The sequence below is a fragment of the Tropicimonas sp. TH_r6 genome (assembly GCF_033101155.1).
Lineage (GTDB): Bacteria > Pseudomonadota > Alphaproteobacteria > Rhodobacterales > Rhodobacteraceae > Tropicimonas.
In genome coordinates this window covers 1-14,131 of sequence record NZ_JAWMPX010000028.1, presented here as the reverse complement: position 1 = coordinate 14,131, position 14,131 = coordinate 1, and the positions used below count along the sequence as shown (strand labels likewise).

Annotated in this window: 12 protein-coding genes; 4 read left to right on the top strand and 8 right to left on the bottom strand. The window is 63.5% G+C overall.

Annotated elements, in window-relative coordinates; genetic code table 11:
* Positions 1 to 30: 30 nt before the first annotated feature.
* The 4 genes from glgB to R3X27_RS20500 form a co-directional block, all read right to left on the bottom strand.
* Positions 31 to 2,247, bottom strand: a complete 2,217-nt coding sequence (gene glgB / locus R3X27_RS20515; protein WP_411572518.1) for a 1,4-alpha-glucan branching protein GlgB — start codon at positions 2,245 to 2,247, stop codon at positions 31 to 33.
* A gap of 44 nt (positions 2,248 to 2,291) precedes the next feature.
* Positions 2,292 to 4,685: a glycogen/starch/alpha-glucan phosphorylase gene (locus R3X27_RS20510; protein WP_317710760.1), complete on the bottom strand. Its 2,394-nt coding sequence runs from the start codon at positions 4,683 to 4,685 to the stop codon at positions 2,292 to 2,294.
* Between the two features lie 425 nt (positions 4,686 to 5,110).
* Positions 5,111 to 5,608 carry a flavin reductase family protein gene (locus R3X27_RS20505; protein WP_317710759.1) on the bottom strand — a complete coding sequence of 166 codons (498 nt, stop codon included), beginning with the start codon at positions 5,606 to 5,608 and terminating at the stop codon, positions 5,111 to 5,113.
* Between the two features lie 29 nt (positions 5,609 to 5,637).
* Positions 5,638 to 6,531 (bottom strand): aldo/keto reductase, encoded by an 894-nt coding sequence (locus tag R3X27_RS20500; RefSeq protein ID WP_317710758.1) that lies wholly within the window; start codon positions 6,529 to 6,531, stop codon positions 5,638 to 5,640.
* Positions 6,532 to 6,702: 171 nt separating this feature from the next.
* Between R3X27_RS20500 and R3X27_RS20495 the strand changes: the two genes are divergently transcribed.
* Positions 6,703 to 7,482, top strand: coding sequence for a class II glutamine amidotransferase (locus R3X27_RS20495; RefSeq protein WP_317710757.1), 780 nt, complete (start codon positions 6,703 to 6,705; stop codon positions 7,480 to 7,482).
* Positions 7,483 to 7,534: 52 nt separating this feature from the next.
* Here R3X27_RS20495 and R3X27_RS20490 read toward each other — a convergent pair whose 3' ends face one another.
* A complete protein-coding gene (locus tag R3X27_RS20490) occupies positions 7,535 to 8,767 on the bottom strand; it encodes an MFS transporter (protein WP_317710756.1) in 1,233 nt (410 codons plus the stop codon).
* Between the two features lie 164 nt (positions 8,768 to 8,931).
* Here R3X27_RS20490 and R3X27_RS20485 point away from each other — a divergent pair, with 164 nt between their 5' ends.
* Entirely contained in the window at positions 8,932 to 9,996 is a 1,065-nt protein-coding gene (locus R3X27_RS20485) for a YeeE/YedE family protein (RefSeq protein ID WP_317710755.1), read from the top strand.
* A gap of 97 nt (positions 9,997 to 10,093) precedes the next feature.
* Here R3X27_RS20485 and R3X27_RS20480 read toward each other — a convergent pair whose 3' ends face one another.
* Complete coding sequence (locus tag R3X27_RS20480; protein ID WP_317710754.1) at positions 10,094 to 10,675, bottom strand: HD domain-containing protein; 582 nt, start codon at positions 10,673 to 10,675, stop codon at positions 10,094 to 10,096.
* A gap of 408 nt (positions 10,676 to 11,083) precedes the next feature.
* Here R3X27_RS20480 and R3X27_RS20475 point away from each other — a divergent pair, with 408 nt between their 5' ends.
* A complete protein-coding gene (locus R3X27_RS20475; protein ID WP_317710753.1) occupies positions 11,084 to 12,298 on the top strand; it encodes an NADP-dependent isocitrate dehydrogenase in 1,215 nt (404 codons plus the stop codon).
* 302 nt (positions 12,299 to 12,600) lie between these two features.
* Here the strand turns inward: R3X27_RS20475 and R3X27_RS20470 are convergent, their stop codons facing one another.
* Both R3X27_RS20470 and R3X27_RS20465 read right to left on the bottom strand, forming a co-directional pair.
* A complete protein-coding gene (locus tag R3X27_RS20470; RefSeq protein ID WP_317710752.1) occupies positions 12,601 to 12,819 on the bottom strand; it encodes a hypothetical protein in 219 nt (72 codons plus the stop codon).
* An 8-nt stretch (positions 12,820 to 12,827) separates the two neighbouring features.
* Positions 12,828 to 13,481, bottom strand: a complete 654-nt coding sequence (locus R3X27_RS20465) for an alpha/beta hydrolase (RefSeq protein WP_317710751.1) — start codon at positions 13,479 to 13,481, stop codon at positions 12,828 to 12,830.
* A 156-nt stretch (positions 13,482 to 13,637) separates the two neighbouring features.
* Here R3X27_RS20465 and R3X27_RS20460 point away from each other — a divergent pair, with 156 nt between their 5' ends.
* On the top strand, positions 13,638 to 14,102 hold the full coding sequence (locus R3X27_RS20460) for an Rrf2 family transcriptional regulator (protein ID WP_317710750.1): 465 nt from the start codon (positions 13,638 to 13,640) through the stop codon (positions 14,100 to 14,102).
* The last annotated feature ends 29 nt before the right edge of the window (positions 14,103 to 14,131 follow it).

Sequence of the window (14,131 nt, the reverse complement as noted above, 5' to 3'; positions counted from 1 at the left end):
GGTGTGGTTCTCCTCCTGATGGTCCTGTCGTCAGTCGCTTTCGCGCACCAAGATGACGGTTGAAAGCGGCGGCAGCGTCACGGGCGACGAATAGTCCTGCCCGTGCCATGGCGTCTCCTCCGCCGTGACGCCATTCATGTCGCCACGTCCCTCGCCGCCATATTCCTTGGCATCCGTGTTGATCGCCGTCCGCCACTTGCCCGATGACGGCAGCCCGATCCGATAGCCGAAACGTTCAATGGGCGTGAAGTTGCAGGCCACCACGACTTCCGGATCCTCCGGCGCGCCGCGACGGATCCAGGCATAGACCGAGTTGTCCATGTCATTGGCTTCGAGCCACTCGAACCCGCCCGGCTCGCAATCCTTGCGATAGAGCCCGGGCGTGTCGCGATAGGTGAAGTTGAGATCACGGATGAGCTTCTGCACCCCGGCATGGGTGTAATACTCGGTCGCGGCCCAATCGAGCTGGTCATTGTTGTTCCACTCGGCCCATTGGGCGATCTCGTTGCCCATGAACAGCAGCTTCTTGCCCGGATGACCCCACATGAAGCCGTAAAAGGCGCGCAGATTGGCGAATTTCTCGCCTTCCAGCCCCGGCATCTTGTTGATCATCGAGCCCTTGCCGTGGACCACCTCGTCATGGCTGATCGGCAGGATGAAGTTCTCGCTGAAGGCATAGTGGATGCCGAAGGTCATCTGGTGGTGATGATGCCGGCGGTGGATCGGATCGCGCTCGATATAGTCGAGCGTGTCGTTCATCCAGCCCATGTTCCACTTGAAGCCAAAGCCCAGCCCCCCGGAATCGACCGGCTTGGACACGCCGGGGAAGGAGGTGCTCTCCTCGGCCGCCGTCATGATGCCCGGTACCTCGCCATAGCAGATCATGTTGGTCCGCTGCAGCAGGTCGATCGCTTCGAGATTTTCGCGCCCGCCATCCTTGTTGGGGACCCATTCGCCGGCTTCGCGGCTGTAGTCGCGATAGAGCATCGAGGCCACGGCATCGACCCGGAGCCCGTCGACGTGATATTCCTCCAGCCAGTAAAGTGCGTTGGAAATCAGGAAGTTGGCGACTTCGGTGCGGCCGAAATTGTAGATCAGGGTGTTCCAGTCCTGATGGAAACCTTCTTTCGGGTCCGCATGTTCGTAAAGGGCCGTTCCGTCGAACTGGCCGAGGCCGTGAACGTCGGTCGGGAAATGGCCGGGCACCCAGTCGAGGATGACGCCAAGCCCGGCCTGGTGCGCCGCTTCCACGAGGTCGCGGAATTCATGCGGCGGGCCGTGGCGGACGGTCGGGGCAAACAGGCCGATGGGCTGGTAACCCCAGGACCCGTCAAAGGGGAACTCGCTGATGGGCAGGAATTCGATATGGGTGAAGCCCATATCCTTGGCATAATCGACCAGCTCCACAGCCGCTTCCTGATAGGAAAGGGGGCGGTTGCCCTCGTCGACCTTGCGCTTCCAGCTTCCCAGATGCACCTCGTAGATCGAGACCGGCGCGTCATGCGCGTTCTTTTCGCGGCGGTGATGCATCCAGCCATCATCGTCCCAGCCATAGCCGGAGATGTCGCGCACCACGCTGGCCGTCGCCGGGGGATGTTCGGCGCCGAAGCCCACCGGGTCCGCCTTGGCGGCCATGAGCTGGCCCTGCGCGCCGATGATCTCGTATTTGTAGGGCGCGCCTTCGCCAATGCCGGGCAGGAAGATCTCCCAGACGCCTGTCGCGCCGCGCAGCCGCATCGGGTTGCGCCGCCCGTCCCAGGAATTGTAGTCGCACACGACAGACACCCGCTGCGCATTCGGCGCCCAGACCGCGAAATGCGTGCCCTGGACCCCCTGATGCTCCATCACATGCGCGCCCAGCACCTGCCAGATCCGCTGATGGGTGCCCTCGGCGAGCAGGTATTCGTCCATCTCGCCGATAACCGGGCCGAAACGATAGGGATCCTCGTTCTCCCAGGTCTCATCATTCGCATTCATGCCGCGCAGCCGATAGGATTCGCGTCCTGCGAGCTGGCCGCAGAAAACGCCGGGCACACCGTCGAAATGCGAGAGCGGGAACTCCTCATGCTCGGTGATCACCGTCATGTGGACCGCGCCGGGGTCATACACCGTGACCCAGACACTGCCATCCTCGGCCTCATGGGGACCGAGAATGGAGAACGGATCTCTCAAGGCGCCTGCTGCGATCTGCTGAGCCGTGTCGGGGCTCAGCGGCATTTGCGGGTATTTGGCTGGGGTATCGGTCATAATCTCAAGCTACTCCTGTAGACCCCATCCGCAAGCGCGGAATTTCATTCTGCGGCGAGATCGACCAGTGGGGCCGCCTCTACGTCCCAGACATCCTTCATGTAACCGCGAATGGTGCGGTCCGAGCTGAACCAGCCGGTGCGCGCGGTGTTGAGCACCGCCATGCGCGCCCAGTTCGCCTGGTCCTGGAAGGCCGTGTCCACCTCGCGCTGCGCACGCCAGTAGTCGGAGAAGTCCGAGCAGACCATGAAATAGTCATGATGGCAGAGGTTATCCGTGATCATGTGGTAGCGGCCCGGCTCATCGGGGCTGAAGCGGCCCGACCGGATCGCGTCCAATGCGCGGGCGAGGCGCGGATCGTCGGCAATGGCGCGGGCGGCGTGACCGGATTCGGCGCGGCGCTCCATGACCTCATCGGCGGTCATGCCGAAGAGGAAGAAGTTTTCCGGCTTCACCAGATCGCGGATCTCCACATTGGCGCCGTCCAGCGTGCCGATGGTCAGCGCGCCGTTGAGCGAGAACTTCATGTTGCCCGTGCCGGAGGCTTCCTTGCCGGCGGTCGAGATCTGCTCCGAGAGATCGGCGGCCGGGATCAGGCGCTCAGCGAGCGACACGTTGTAGTTCGGCGGGAAGACCACCTTGAGATAGCGCGAGGTCAGCGGATCGCTGTTCATCATCTTGGCCATGTCATTGGCCAGGTGCACCATTTCCTTGGCATAGGTGTAGTTCGGGAAGGCCTTGCCGCCGAATATCTTCACCCGCGGCACCCAGTCGGCGTTCGGATTGTCGCGAATTTCCAGCCAGTGGGCGATGGTCTCCAGCAGGTTCATGTGCTGGCGCTTGTATTCGTGGATCCGCTTGACCTGGATGTCGAAGATCGACTCAGGATCGACGCTCACCTCAAGGGTCTCGGCGATCCAGTTCGACAGGTCGACCTTGTTGGCGCGCTTGGCGGCCGAGAATTTCTCGACCCAGGCCGTGTCATCGGCGGAGGGCTCCAGCTTCAGCAGGTCCTCGGCGTGATCGACCCAGCTGTCGCCGATCGTGTCGGTGATGAGCCCGGCAAGACGCGGGTTGCAGGAGAGCAGCCAGCGGCGCGGCGTGACGCCATTGGTCTGGTTGACGATGCGGTCGGGGTGCAGCTCGTGCAGCTCCTTGAAGACGGTGGTCTTCTGTAGCTCGGTATGCAGCGCCGCGACGCCATTGACCTTATGGGCCATGATGAAGCCCAGCGTGCCCATATGGACCTTGCCGTCCTGGTGGGCGTTGACATGGTTGGTGCCGGTCTCGCGGCGATGCAGGTCGTCGATGCGGTCGATCAACTGCATGTGGCGCGGCAGCAGACGACCCATGCGGGCCTCGCCCCAGGTCTCCAGCGCCTCGGGCAGAAGCGTGTGGTTGGTGTAGGAGATCGTGTTGCGCGCAATGCCAACGGCCTCTTCGAAATCGATGCCGCGCTCGTCATGCAGGATGCGCACGAGTTCCGGGCCGGCAATCGCCGGGTGGGTGTCGTTGATCTGGATCGCGGCCTTCTTGGGCAGCAGGCGCAGATCGTCATACTCGCTCTCGAAGCGGCGAATGATGTCGCGGAGCGAGGCGGCGGTGTGGAAGAATTCCTGCTTGAGACGCAGCTCCTTGCCCTGATCGGTGTGATCGTCAGGGTAGAGCACGCGGGAAAGCGTGCGCGCCAGCGCTTCGGGCTCGGCGGCGGCGGCATACTCGCCCCGGTTGAACCGGGCGAGGTCGAAGCCATGCATCGGCCGGCCTTCCCAGAGGCGAAGCGTGTTGCCCCAGCGGCCTTTCCAGCCGATGACCGGCGTGTCATGCGCCATGGCGATGAGCATCTCGGAGGGGTACCAGTTGGCGCGGCTGCCGATCTCCTGCACATGGCCACCAAAGCCGATATCGATCGAGACTTCGGGGCGAACGAATTCCCAGGCATGGGTCTGGCTCAGCCAGTCTTCCGGCTCCTCGACCTGGCGGCCATCCTCGAAGCTCTGGCGGAAAAGGCCGTTTTCGTAGCGGATGCCGTAGCCCATGGCCGGCAGGCCCAGCGTTGCCTGGCTCTCCATGAAACAGGCCGCAAGACGGCCGAGGCCGCCATTGCCGAGCGCGGCATCGGGCTCGTCCTCGATGATCTCGTCCCAGGGCACGCCGAGTTGGCGCAGCGCATCCGTCACCGACTCCTCAAGGCGCATGTTGACGACGGCATCCTTCAGGAGCCGGCCGATCAGGAATTCCAGCGAGAGATAATACACCCGCTTGCGTTGCTCCGCATAAGCGCGCCGCGTCGCCTCGAACCAGCGATCCACGATCTTGTCACGCACGGCATAGGAGAGCGCCATGCGCCAGTCATAGATCTGCGCATGGGCGGCGTCCTTGCCCTGCGTATAGGTCAGGTGATGGAGAATGGCGGCTTTCATATCGGCGGAAGTCATGGTCGGCGTTCCTCGTCTGGGCCGCGGGGAGGGAGGGTGCGGCACGGAATTCTTCATTGGGGGTTATTGACGAGGTGCGGCAATGGCGCAAGCCCCGTCGCAGGCAACGTCCGGTCATGCCCGGTGGCGGCGACGCTTTTGCAACGGCGCAGGTAAACAAGGCGTTCAGAGCGAAGACCCCGGTCAGAACAAGGGCGGGAGCGGTTCAGTCGGGATGCTGCATTGCAGAATAAGAATAGGTATAATTCGAGATTGGGGCGGGGCGAGAAAGCCGTTCTGCGGAATTTGTAGACGCTTTGTGGACGGGAATGCGGCCTTTGGCCGTGATCCCGTGACCATTCGCTTTCAATGCAAATGCCTTCAAACGGCCCCCAATCCGCCAATGGACAAAGGCATCCTGCGCGGGGTTGCATCAGCTTTCGCCGCTAGATCCCGGTGAGCTTTCCATAGGCGCCAAGCGCGAAGAGCAAGGGCGCGCCGGGGCGGTGGGTGACCTGTTCGACCTGACCGAGGACGATGGTGTGATCGCCCGCGCCATGGGCGGCGAAATGGCGGCAGTCGAGCCGGGTCAGGCAGCCTTCGATCAGCGGGACGCCGGTCTCGGAGGCCGTCCAGTCAATCCCGTCGAAATCCTCTGCGCGTTCGGCAAACCGCTGCGAGACGTCCAATTGGCGGGCCTCCAGCACATGGATCGCGAAATCCTGCGCGCCTACGAAGGCGTCGTGGCGCGGCGACAGGATCGCCGGGCACCAGAGCACCAGCGCCGGATCGAGCGAAACGGAGGTGAAGCTGTTGGCGGTGAAGCCCAACGGACCGTCCGGACCGCGGCAGGTCACCACCGTGACACCGGTGGCAAAGGCGCCAAGCGCGGTGCGCAGGGCACGTTCGCGGCCGGGGCCGGGGGAGAAGCTCTCGGAATCCATCTGTTTCGTCCGTCTGGTTTCTGCGCGGCTCAAGGCACTTCATGGCCCAGGGCGGCAGTGTATAGCCCGTACCATGTCTCGCGGTCCATGTTGACCTTGAAAGCATCGGGGATGTGGCGAATGCGTTCCAGCTTGTTGGTCCCGATCACCGGCAGGATGCAGGCGGGATGCGCCAGCAGCCAGGCGACCGCGACCGCCATCGGCCCGACCCCGTCGCGCTCCGCGACCCGGTGCAGTTCTTCGTTCATCTGGCTGTGCCCGGAAGAGAGCATCGCGCCGCCAGCCAGCGGCGACCAGGCCATCGGCGCGATGCCGTGGCGTTGCAGCCAGGCCAGCTCGCCATTGGTCAGAGGCTGATGCGCCAGCAGCGAAATCTCGATCTGGTTGGTCGCCAGCCGCGTGTCCATCGCCGCCTGCAGCAGCTCCCAGTCATGCGGTTGGAAGTTCGACACGCCCACGGCGCGGATCTTGCCCGCGGCCACAGCCTCGTCCAGCGCGCGGCCCGTCTCGAACGGGTCCATCAGCGGGTCTGGCCGGTGCAGCAGGAAGAGGTCGATCCGCTCGACATGCATCTTGCGCAAGGAGCGGTCGATGGAGGCGGAGATATGGGCCGGCGAGGTGTCGTAATACTTCACGCTGCGGTCGGAAAACCTGCCGATCGGCGCGACGATATCGCATTTGGTCACGATCTCCATTTGCGCCCGCAGCGCCGGCGCGTCCTTCAGTGCCTTGCCGAGCAGCCCCTCGGTCTTGTAGCCGCCATAGATATCGGCCAGGTCGAAAGAGGTGATGCCCTGTTCAAGGCAGGTCTCGATCTTGGCCTGAACATGGGCCGGCGAGGTGTCGGTATCGTCGCTGAGCCGCCACATGCCATACACGATGCGGCTGAGGTCCAGCCCCACGCTGAGTTCCACCCGTTCCATGCGATATCCTTTCGCTGCCCCCATTGCCGATAGCGCGCGCCGCGCTCCATCTCAACCGCTTCCTGCCTGCTTTTCTCCGTGTCGGCGGATGGGCGCGGCCGTGCCGCACTGCCCTTTGCCCGCAATCCCCGATATTGGCGGTGGGAGAAGAACCAAGACGGGAGAGCGCCGATGTGTCGATGGGCAGCCTATGCCGGCCCCGAGATCTTTCTCGAAGAGGTGGTGAGCCGGCCGGGCCATTCGCTTGTTGCCCAGAGCCTCGAGGCGGCCAAATGCCCGACCCAGACCAATGGCGACGGGTTCGGGCTGGCCTGGTATGACGCGCGCCCCGAGCCGGGGCTCTATCGCGACATTTATCCGGCCTGGTCGGACCCGAACCTGCGGGCGATCTGCGAACAGGTCCGCTCCGGGCTCTTCCTCGCCCATGTCCGCGCCTCGACCGGAACCGCGACCAGCCGCAACAATTGCCACCCCTTTGCCGTGGGCCACTGGAGCTTCATGCATAACGGCCAGGTGGGCGGTTTCGAGGGCTTCCGCAAGCAGGCGGACATGCTGATCCCGGACTCGCTCTACGCGCATCGCAAGGGCGCTACGGACAGCGAGGTGCTGTTCCTTTTGGCTTTGGCCGAAGGGCTGGAAGAGGCGCCGGTCGCCGCGATGGAACGGGCGGTGGGGCAGTTGGAGGCGCTGTCTCGGGCACATGGCGACGGGCCGCATATGCGCTTCTCGGCGGCTTATAGTGACGGCGACGCGCTCTATGCGGTGCGGTATTCCTCCGACGAGACGGCCCCGACGCTCTTCTATCGCTATTCCGAGACCCGCGCCGGTTTCGCCGTGGTGTCCGAGCCTCTGGAAGTGGATGAGAGCGGCTGGCGAGAGGTGCCGGCGGGGCAGGCGGTGCGCTTCGGACGGGACGGAGCCGTCGAGACCTGGGCGTTCCGGCCCGCGTGATCGGTGGGCGGGACGCGTTGCGCTCCGTGCCATTCAGCGCCTGTGGCGAACCTCACTCCGCCGGCGCGCGACGGCGCAAGACCGCGAAGATCGTCTCGTTGCCGGGTTCGGGGTGGCGCGGAATCATCAGCGACAGCGCCAAAGAGCCACAGGCCATGCAGGCGGCCAGCACGAAGACCAGCGCCGGCGATGTCAGCCAGAGATAGCCGAGCGCGGCCGGAAGGAAGACGGCGGCGATATGGTTGATCGTGAAGGCGACAGCGGCGGTGGGGGCCATGTCGGCCGGATCGCCAATCTTCTGGAAATAGGTCTTCAGCGCTAGCGCCAGGCCGAAGAAGATATGGTCCAGCACATAGAGCGCGGCTGCCAGCGTCACGCCCCAGCCAAACATGTAGATGCCGCCATAGGCGGTGAAGATCAGTGCCAGCCCGGTATATTCGAAGATCAGCGCCCGGCGTTCGCCAAAGCGACCGACCGCCCAGCCAAAGATTGGCGCCATGGCCATGTTGGCGACCAGTGTGATCAGGAAAAGTGACGCGATTTCATGCACTTCAAATCCGAACTTCTCCACCATCATGAAGCCCGCAAAGACGACAAAGATCTGCCGCCGCGCGCCGGCCATGAATTGCAGCGCGTAGTAGAGCCAGTAGCGGCGGCGCAGAACGAATTTCTTCACCTGCGGCGTCGGGCTTTCGAATTGCGGGTAGAGGAACAGACACAGCACCGCCACGCAGGCCGTGAACAGACCGGCGGTCATGTAGACGCTGTTATAATCGAGATCGAAGGCCTTCCAGGTCGAGACGATCAGCCCATAGGCGACCAGCGTCGCCGCCGAGCCCGTGGCCAGCATCCAGCCGAGCACTTTCGGCGCGCGGTCCTTCGGGATCCATTGCAGCTGTAGCGACTGGTTGACGGTCTCGTAATAGTGAAAGCCGATCGAGCTGAGCATGGTGATGGTCAGGATGCCGCCCAGGCTCGGGAACCAGGCGGTGAGCGCCGTGGCCACCCCCAGCAGCGCCAGCGATATGAGCCCCAGCACCTGTTCCCGCATGATACGGATCAACGCGATGACGAAAATGGCGAGGAAGCCAGGAATCTCGCGCACCGTGTGCAGCCAGCCGATATCCGATCCGTCGAAATCCGCCACCTCGATGACGAAATTGTTCAGCAATGCAGACCATGTGGCGAAGGCCACCGGCATGGCGGCGGCCATGACGAAGAGAAGCGTGATCGGCCGGCGCCAGAAGGGCAGTGCCTGAGCTTGAGCGAGAGAAACCGTTTTCATGCCTCGCCCATAGACCCGCTCTGCCCTCTTGGAAAGCGAAATGGGCGTGCATCCGCGCAGGGCAGGGCTGCGGTGCGCGGGGCTGATCTGGATCAAGGCGACGCGCCTTACCTTGCGCCAGTTTATATGGCAAATTCGGAATATAACGCGCGCATGGGGACAAGATGGATATTCTGGGAATCGTCGAACGGATCGGCGAGGCGCCGAGCGCGGCGCTGTTCGGTCTGGTCACGGGCATGCTGTTCGGCATCGCCGCACAGCGGTCGAATTTCTGCCTGCGGGCGGCAACGGTGGAATTCGCGCGTGGCGGGCTGGGACCGCGCATGTCGATCTGGTTGCTGACCTTCTCGACGGCGATGGTCTGGGTACAGGGCGCGCAGATGCTCGGCCTGATGCGGGCGGAAGATGCGCGAATGATGGCGGTGCCGGGGACATGGTCCGGCGCGGTGATTGGCGGGCTGATTTTCGGCGCTGGCATGGTGCTGGCGCGCGGCTGTTCGGGGCGCTTGCTGGTGCTGGCGGCGACGGGGAACCTGCGGTCCGTGGTCTCGGGGCTGGTCTTCGCCGTGGTGGCGCAGATGACGCTGGGCGGCTGGCTCGTGCCGGTGCGCGAGGCGCTGGCGGGGATCTGGATCACGCCGGGAGGGACCAATGTCGACCTGCTGGCGGCGCTGCACCTGCCACAGGCGACCGGTCTTGTGCTCGGTCTCGGGCTGGCGGTGCTGGCGCTCTACCTGTCGAAGAAGAACGATCTCGGGGTGATGAAGCTTTTCATGGCCTCGGGCGTGGGCTTTGCCGTGGCGGTTGGCTGGGTGCTGACCTACGGGCTGAGTCAGGTCGCCTTCGAACCTGTTCAGATCGAAAGCGCAACCTTTACAGGCCCTTCCGCCCATACGTTGATGTTCTTCCTGGTGCCGGACACGGTGTTGGAGTTTGACATCGGGCTGGTGCCCGGCGTCTTCCTCGGCGCGTTCATCGCGGCGGCCTGGGCGGGCGAGTTGAAGGCGCAGGGCTTCGAGGGGGCCGGCAATATGCAGCGCGCGATGATCGGCGCGGCGGCGATGGGCTTTGGCGGCATGCTGGCGGGCGGCTGCGCGATTGGCGCGGGCGTGACGGGAACGTCGATCTTCGTCGGTACGGCCTGGCTGGCGCTGACCTGCATGTGGATCGGCGCAGCACTCACGGATTACCTTGTCGACCAGAAGAGGGGCGCTGCGGTCACGGCTTGAACTTGCCCGGCTGCGGCAGTGTCGGTCCGGCTCATCCTCCAGCGCGGGTATCTCGGGCGTCCACGTCCCGTTCTGTCGGGCAAATGATGCGACGCCCTCAGGCCGACCTGTCGAAGAACGGAGCGACGCGGGCGCGCACGAAATCCCAGACATTCGGCGCTCCGCGCTTTACCTTCGCGCCAACCCGGCTGTCGATCTGGTCCAGCGTCACGTCGTAGTCGATCCAGCTGCCGCCGCCGGAGGCATGGTTCTGCAGCAAGGGCTGTACCCGGTCGAGCGACTTGGCGAAAACTGCATCCGGGCTCTCGGCCGCCTCGAACTCGTCCCAGAGCGCGCGAAACATGGCCGCCTGCTCGGCGGGCAGCAATCCGAAAAGACGGTCGGCGGCGGCCTCTTCCTTGGCCGCCTGCTCGGCGGCATCATGGGCGAGATGGATCGGCATGTCGCCGGCATCGATCTCGACGATGTCATGAAGAAGCAGCATTTGCAGCACCCGGTCGATACGCACGTCCGGCCCGGCCTGGTCGGCCAGCACAAGCGCATACATGGCGATATGCCAGGAATGCTCGGCGGAGTTCTCGCGCCGGGAATTATCGCCGATGGGCGTTGCGCGGAGCACCCCCTTGAGGCGGTCGATCTCGTCGAGAAAGGCGAATTGGGCGGTCAGGCGATCTGTCATGGAGCCGCTCTACGCCGGGCTGAACAGTCTTGCAAGGCGCGCCGACGGCACGGCCCCGGGCGGGGGCAGCGGGCGGGGCGCCAGCCCTGGGACGTGTACGGGGTCCGGATGAGTCTATTCCTCTAGCGGAGCCCGGGCGCAGGCGCGCGCGCGTGTCGGGACAGGACCGGTTTGTGCCCGGCGCCCGGGCGTCGGGCGCGCTTCGTTGACCTCATCCGTCTTGCCGGTTCCGCACTTGCGTGGATCGGGTCCAATTCAGCCGATGTCATCCGCTAACAGCCGCAATAGGCAGCAAAGCCATAAATAATTGAGGAAATTTTTGTATACCTTCGCATACCATCTTTCCGCGGAGCCCCGATTGCGCTATGACGCGGCTCAGATCAACCACGGATTCGGAAAGGGACACCCATGACCAAGATCAAGGTGGACAACCCCATCGTCGAGATGGACGGAGACGAAATGACCCGGATCATCTGGGATTTCATCAAGCAGAAACTGATCCTGCCCTACCTGGATCTCGACCTGCTCTATTACGACCTCGGGATGGAGGAGCGCGACCGCACCGAGGACCAGATCACCATCGATGCGGCCGAGAAGACCAAGGAGATCGGCGTCGCGGTGAAATGCGCCACGATCACGCCGGACGAGGCGCGGGTCGAGGAGTTCGGGCTCAAGAAGATGTGGCGCTCGCCCAACGGGACGATCCGCAACATCCTCGGGGGCGTCGTCTTCCGCCAGCCGATCATCTGCCGCAACGTGCCCCGGCTCGTGCCGGGCTGGACGCGCCCCATCGTCATCGGTCGCCACGCCTTTGGCGACCAGTACAAGGCGACCGATTTCAAATTCCCCGGCTCGGGCAAGCTGACGATGAAATTCGTCGGCGACGATGGCACGGTGATCGAGGAAGAGGTCTACCAGGCGCCGTCTTCGGGCGTCTTCATGGGCATGTACAATCTCGACGACTCGATCCGCGATTTCGCCCGGGCCTCGTTCAATTACGGCCTGAAGATGGGCTGGCCGGTCTATTTGTCGACCAAGAACACCATCCTCAAGCAATATGACGGCCGGTTCCTGGAGCTGTTCCAGGAAGTGTTCGACGCGGAGTTTGCGCAAGCGTTCGAGGATGCGAAGATCTGGTACGAGCATCGCCTGATCGACGACATGGTCGCCTGTGCGATGAAGTGGAACGGTGGCTTCGTCTGGGCCTGCAAGAACTACGATGGCGACGTTCAGTCCGACACCGTGGCGCAGGGCTTCGGTTCGCTTGGCCTGATGGCCTCGCAGCTGATGACGCCGGATGGCAAGATCGTGGAGGCCGAGGCCGCCCACGGCACCGTGACGCGCCACTACCGCCAGCACCAGAAGGGCGAGCAGACCTCGACCAACTCGACGGCCTCGATCTTTGCCTGGACCGGCGGGCTGCATCACCGCGCCAAGCTCGACGAGAACGTGGCGCTTGCCTCCTTCGCCTCGACGCTGGAGCGGGTGGTTGTCGACACCATCGAGGCCGGTCACATGACCAAGGATCTCGCGCTGCTGGTCGGTCCGGAGCAGGGCTGGCACACGACGACCGGCTTCCTTGAAAAGATCGACGAGAACCTGAACAAGGCGCTCGCGCTCTGATCCACGCGCCTTTGGGCCATTTTCCGACCCGGTCTTCCCTTGGGAGGCCGGGTCGTTCTGTCTTGATACTGCCGCTTGCCGCTGTGCGGGTCTTTCAGTGACCGGGACGTGGACAGAGCTGCCCCGCGCCGCACACGCATTCATGGACGTGTCAAATCAGCGCTTAACGGCAATGTCGATTTCGGGCCAGTGAAGCAGGTCTGCACAGGAAAATGACCCACACGCCGAGACACATGGGCGTCCGGGCAGATGGGATGAGGTCGTGGAAGGAATACCGCCCGTGAGAGCTTGCCGAAGGTTGGCTAGCCTTCCGCCTCCTTCACCCGGCGTTCCAGATACAATCGCGCGCGGCGTTCGGACAGACGGATCCGGATGGAGGTGAGATAGGTCTCCTCCATCGTGGTCGAGGTCGCGCCGAGCTGCTTGGCGACCTCGTTGAGGATATCCTCATCCCCCAGTTTCTCGTAAGCGTCGATGGCATCTTTCGCCAGCGTATCCGCGAGATCTTCCAGAACACCCATTCTCGGCCTCAGCGCGTGTTTTCTGTGAGGCGGCGGCGCACATAGGTTTCGACATTGTCGAGCATCGGCTGCATGTACGGTTCCTTGAAGAAATGGTCCGCGCCGTCCATCTCCTCATGCGTGATGGTGATGCCCTTCTGCTCATGCAGCTTGCCCACAAGTGTCTGGGTATCCTTCGGCGGTGCAACACGATCTGCAGTGCCGTTGATGATCAGGCCCGAAGACGGGCAGGGGGCAAGGAAGGAGAAGTCATACATGTTCGCCGGCGGCGAGACCGAGATGAAGCCGGTGATCTCGGGGCGGCGCATCAGCAACTGCATGCCGATCCACGCTCCGAAAGAGAAACCGGCCACCCAGCAATGCTTGGCGTTCTGGTTCATCGACTGCAGGTAGTCGAGCGCGGAGGCGGCATCCGAGAGCTCGCCGATCCCCTGGTCGTATTCGCCCTGAGAGCGGCCGACACCACGGAAATTGAAGCGCAACACGGTGAAGCCCATGTTGTAGAATGTGTAATGCAGGTTGTAGACGACCTTGTTGTTCATCGTGCCGCCAAATTGCGGATGCGGATGCAGGATGATCGCGATAGGGGCGTCCTTTTCCTTTTGCGGGTGATAGCGGCCCTCAAGCCGCCCTTCGGGTCCGGGAAAGATCACCTCGGGCATGTTTTGCCTTTTTCCTTGTCGCGGGCCTGAGCCGGGGCTGTTGACCCTTTCGGTCAGGCAATCTAGATCGTCAATGAATGCCACTGCGTTACATGCACGGCTCGAGGCAGTTAAGCCTCCCTGCCGGTGGCGTCAAGTTTTGCGGGAGGTCGGGCGATGAAACTGAGCACCAAGGGGCGCTATGCGATGGTCGCGTTGACCGATCTCGCGCTGGTTCCGCACGAGAAACTCGTGACGCTGGCGGAGATATCGGAGCGTCAGGATATCTCGCTGCCCTATCTCGAACAGCTCTTCGTCAAGCTGCGCCGGGCCGGACTGGTGGAATCGGTCCGCGGACCGGGGGGCGGCTACCGGTTGGGGCGCGTCCCCGAGCAGATCCGCGTGGCGGAGGTGCTGGCGGCGGTCGATGAGACGGTGAGTGCGTTGCATACCGGAGCGGGCGCCAAGGGCGGGGTCTCGGGCAGCCGGGCGCAATCGCTCAACAACCGGCTCTGGGAAGGGCTGTCGGCCCATGTCTATGTCTATCTGCACCAGTCGCGGCTGTCGGATGTGGTGGCCAATGATCTGGCGCCTTGTCCCGCGGTTCCCTCGATATTCCAGGTCGAGGATGATCACAGCTGAGATTTGCACCGCCTGACGGCGGCAGGGTT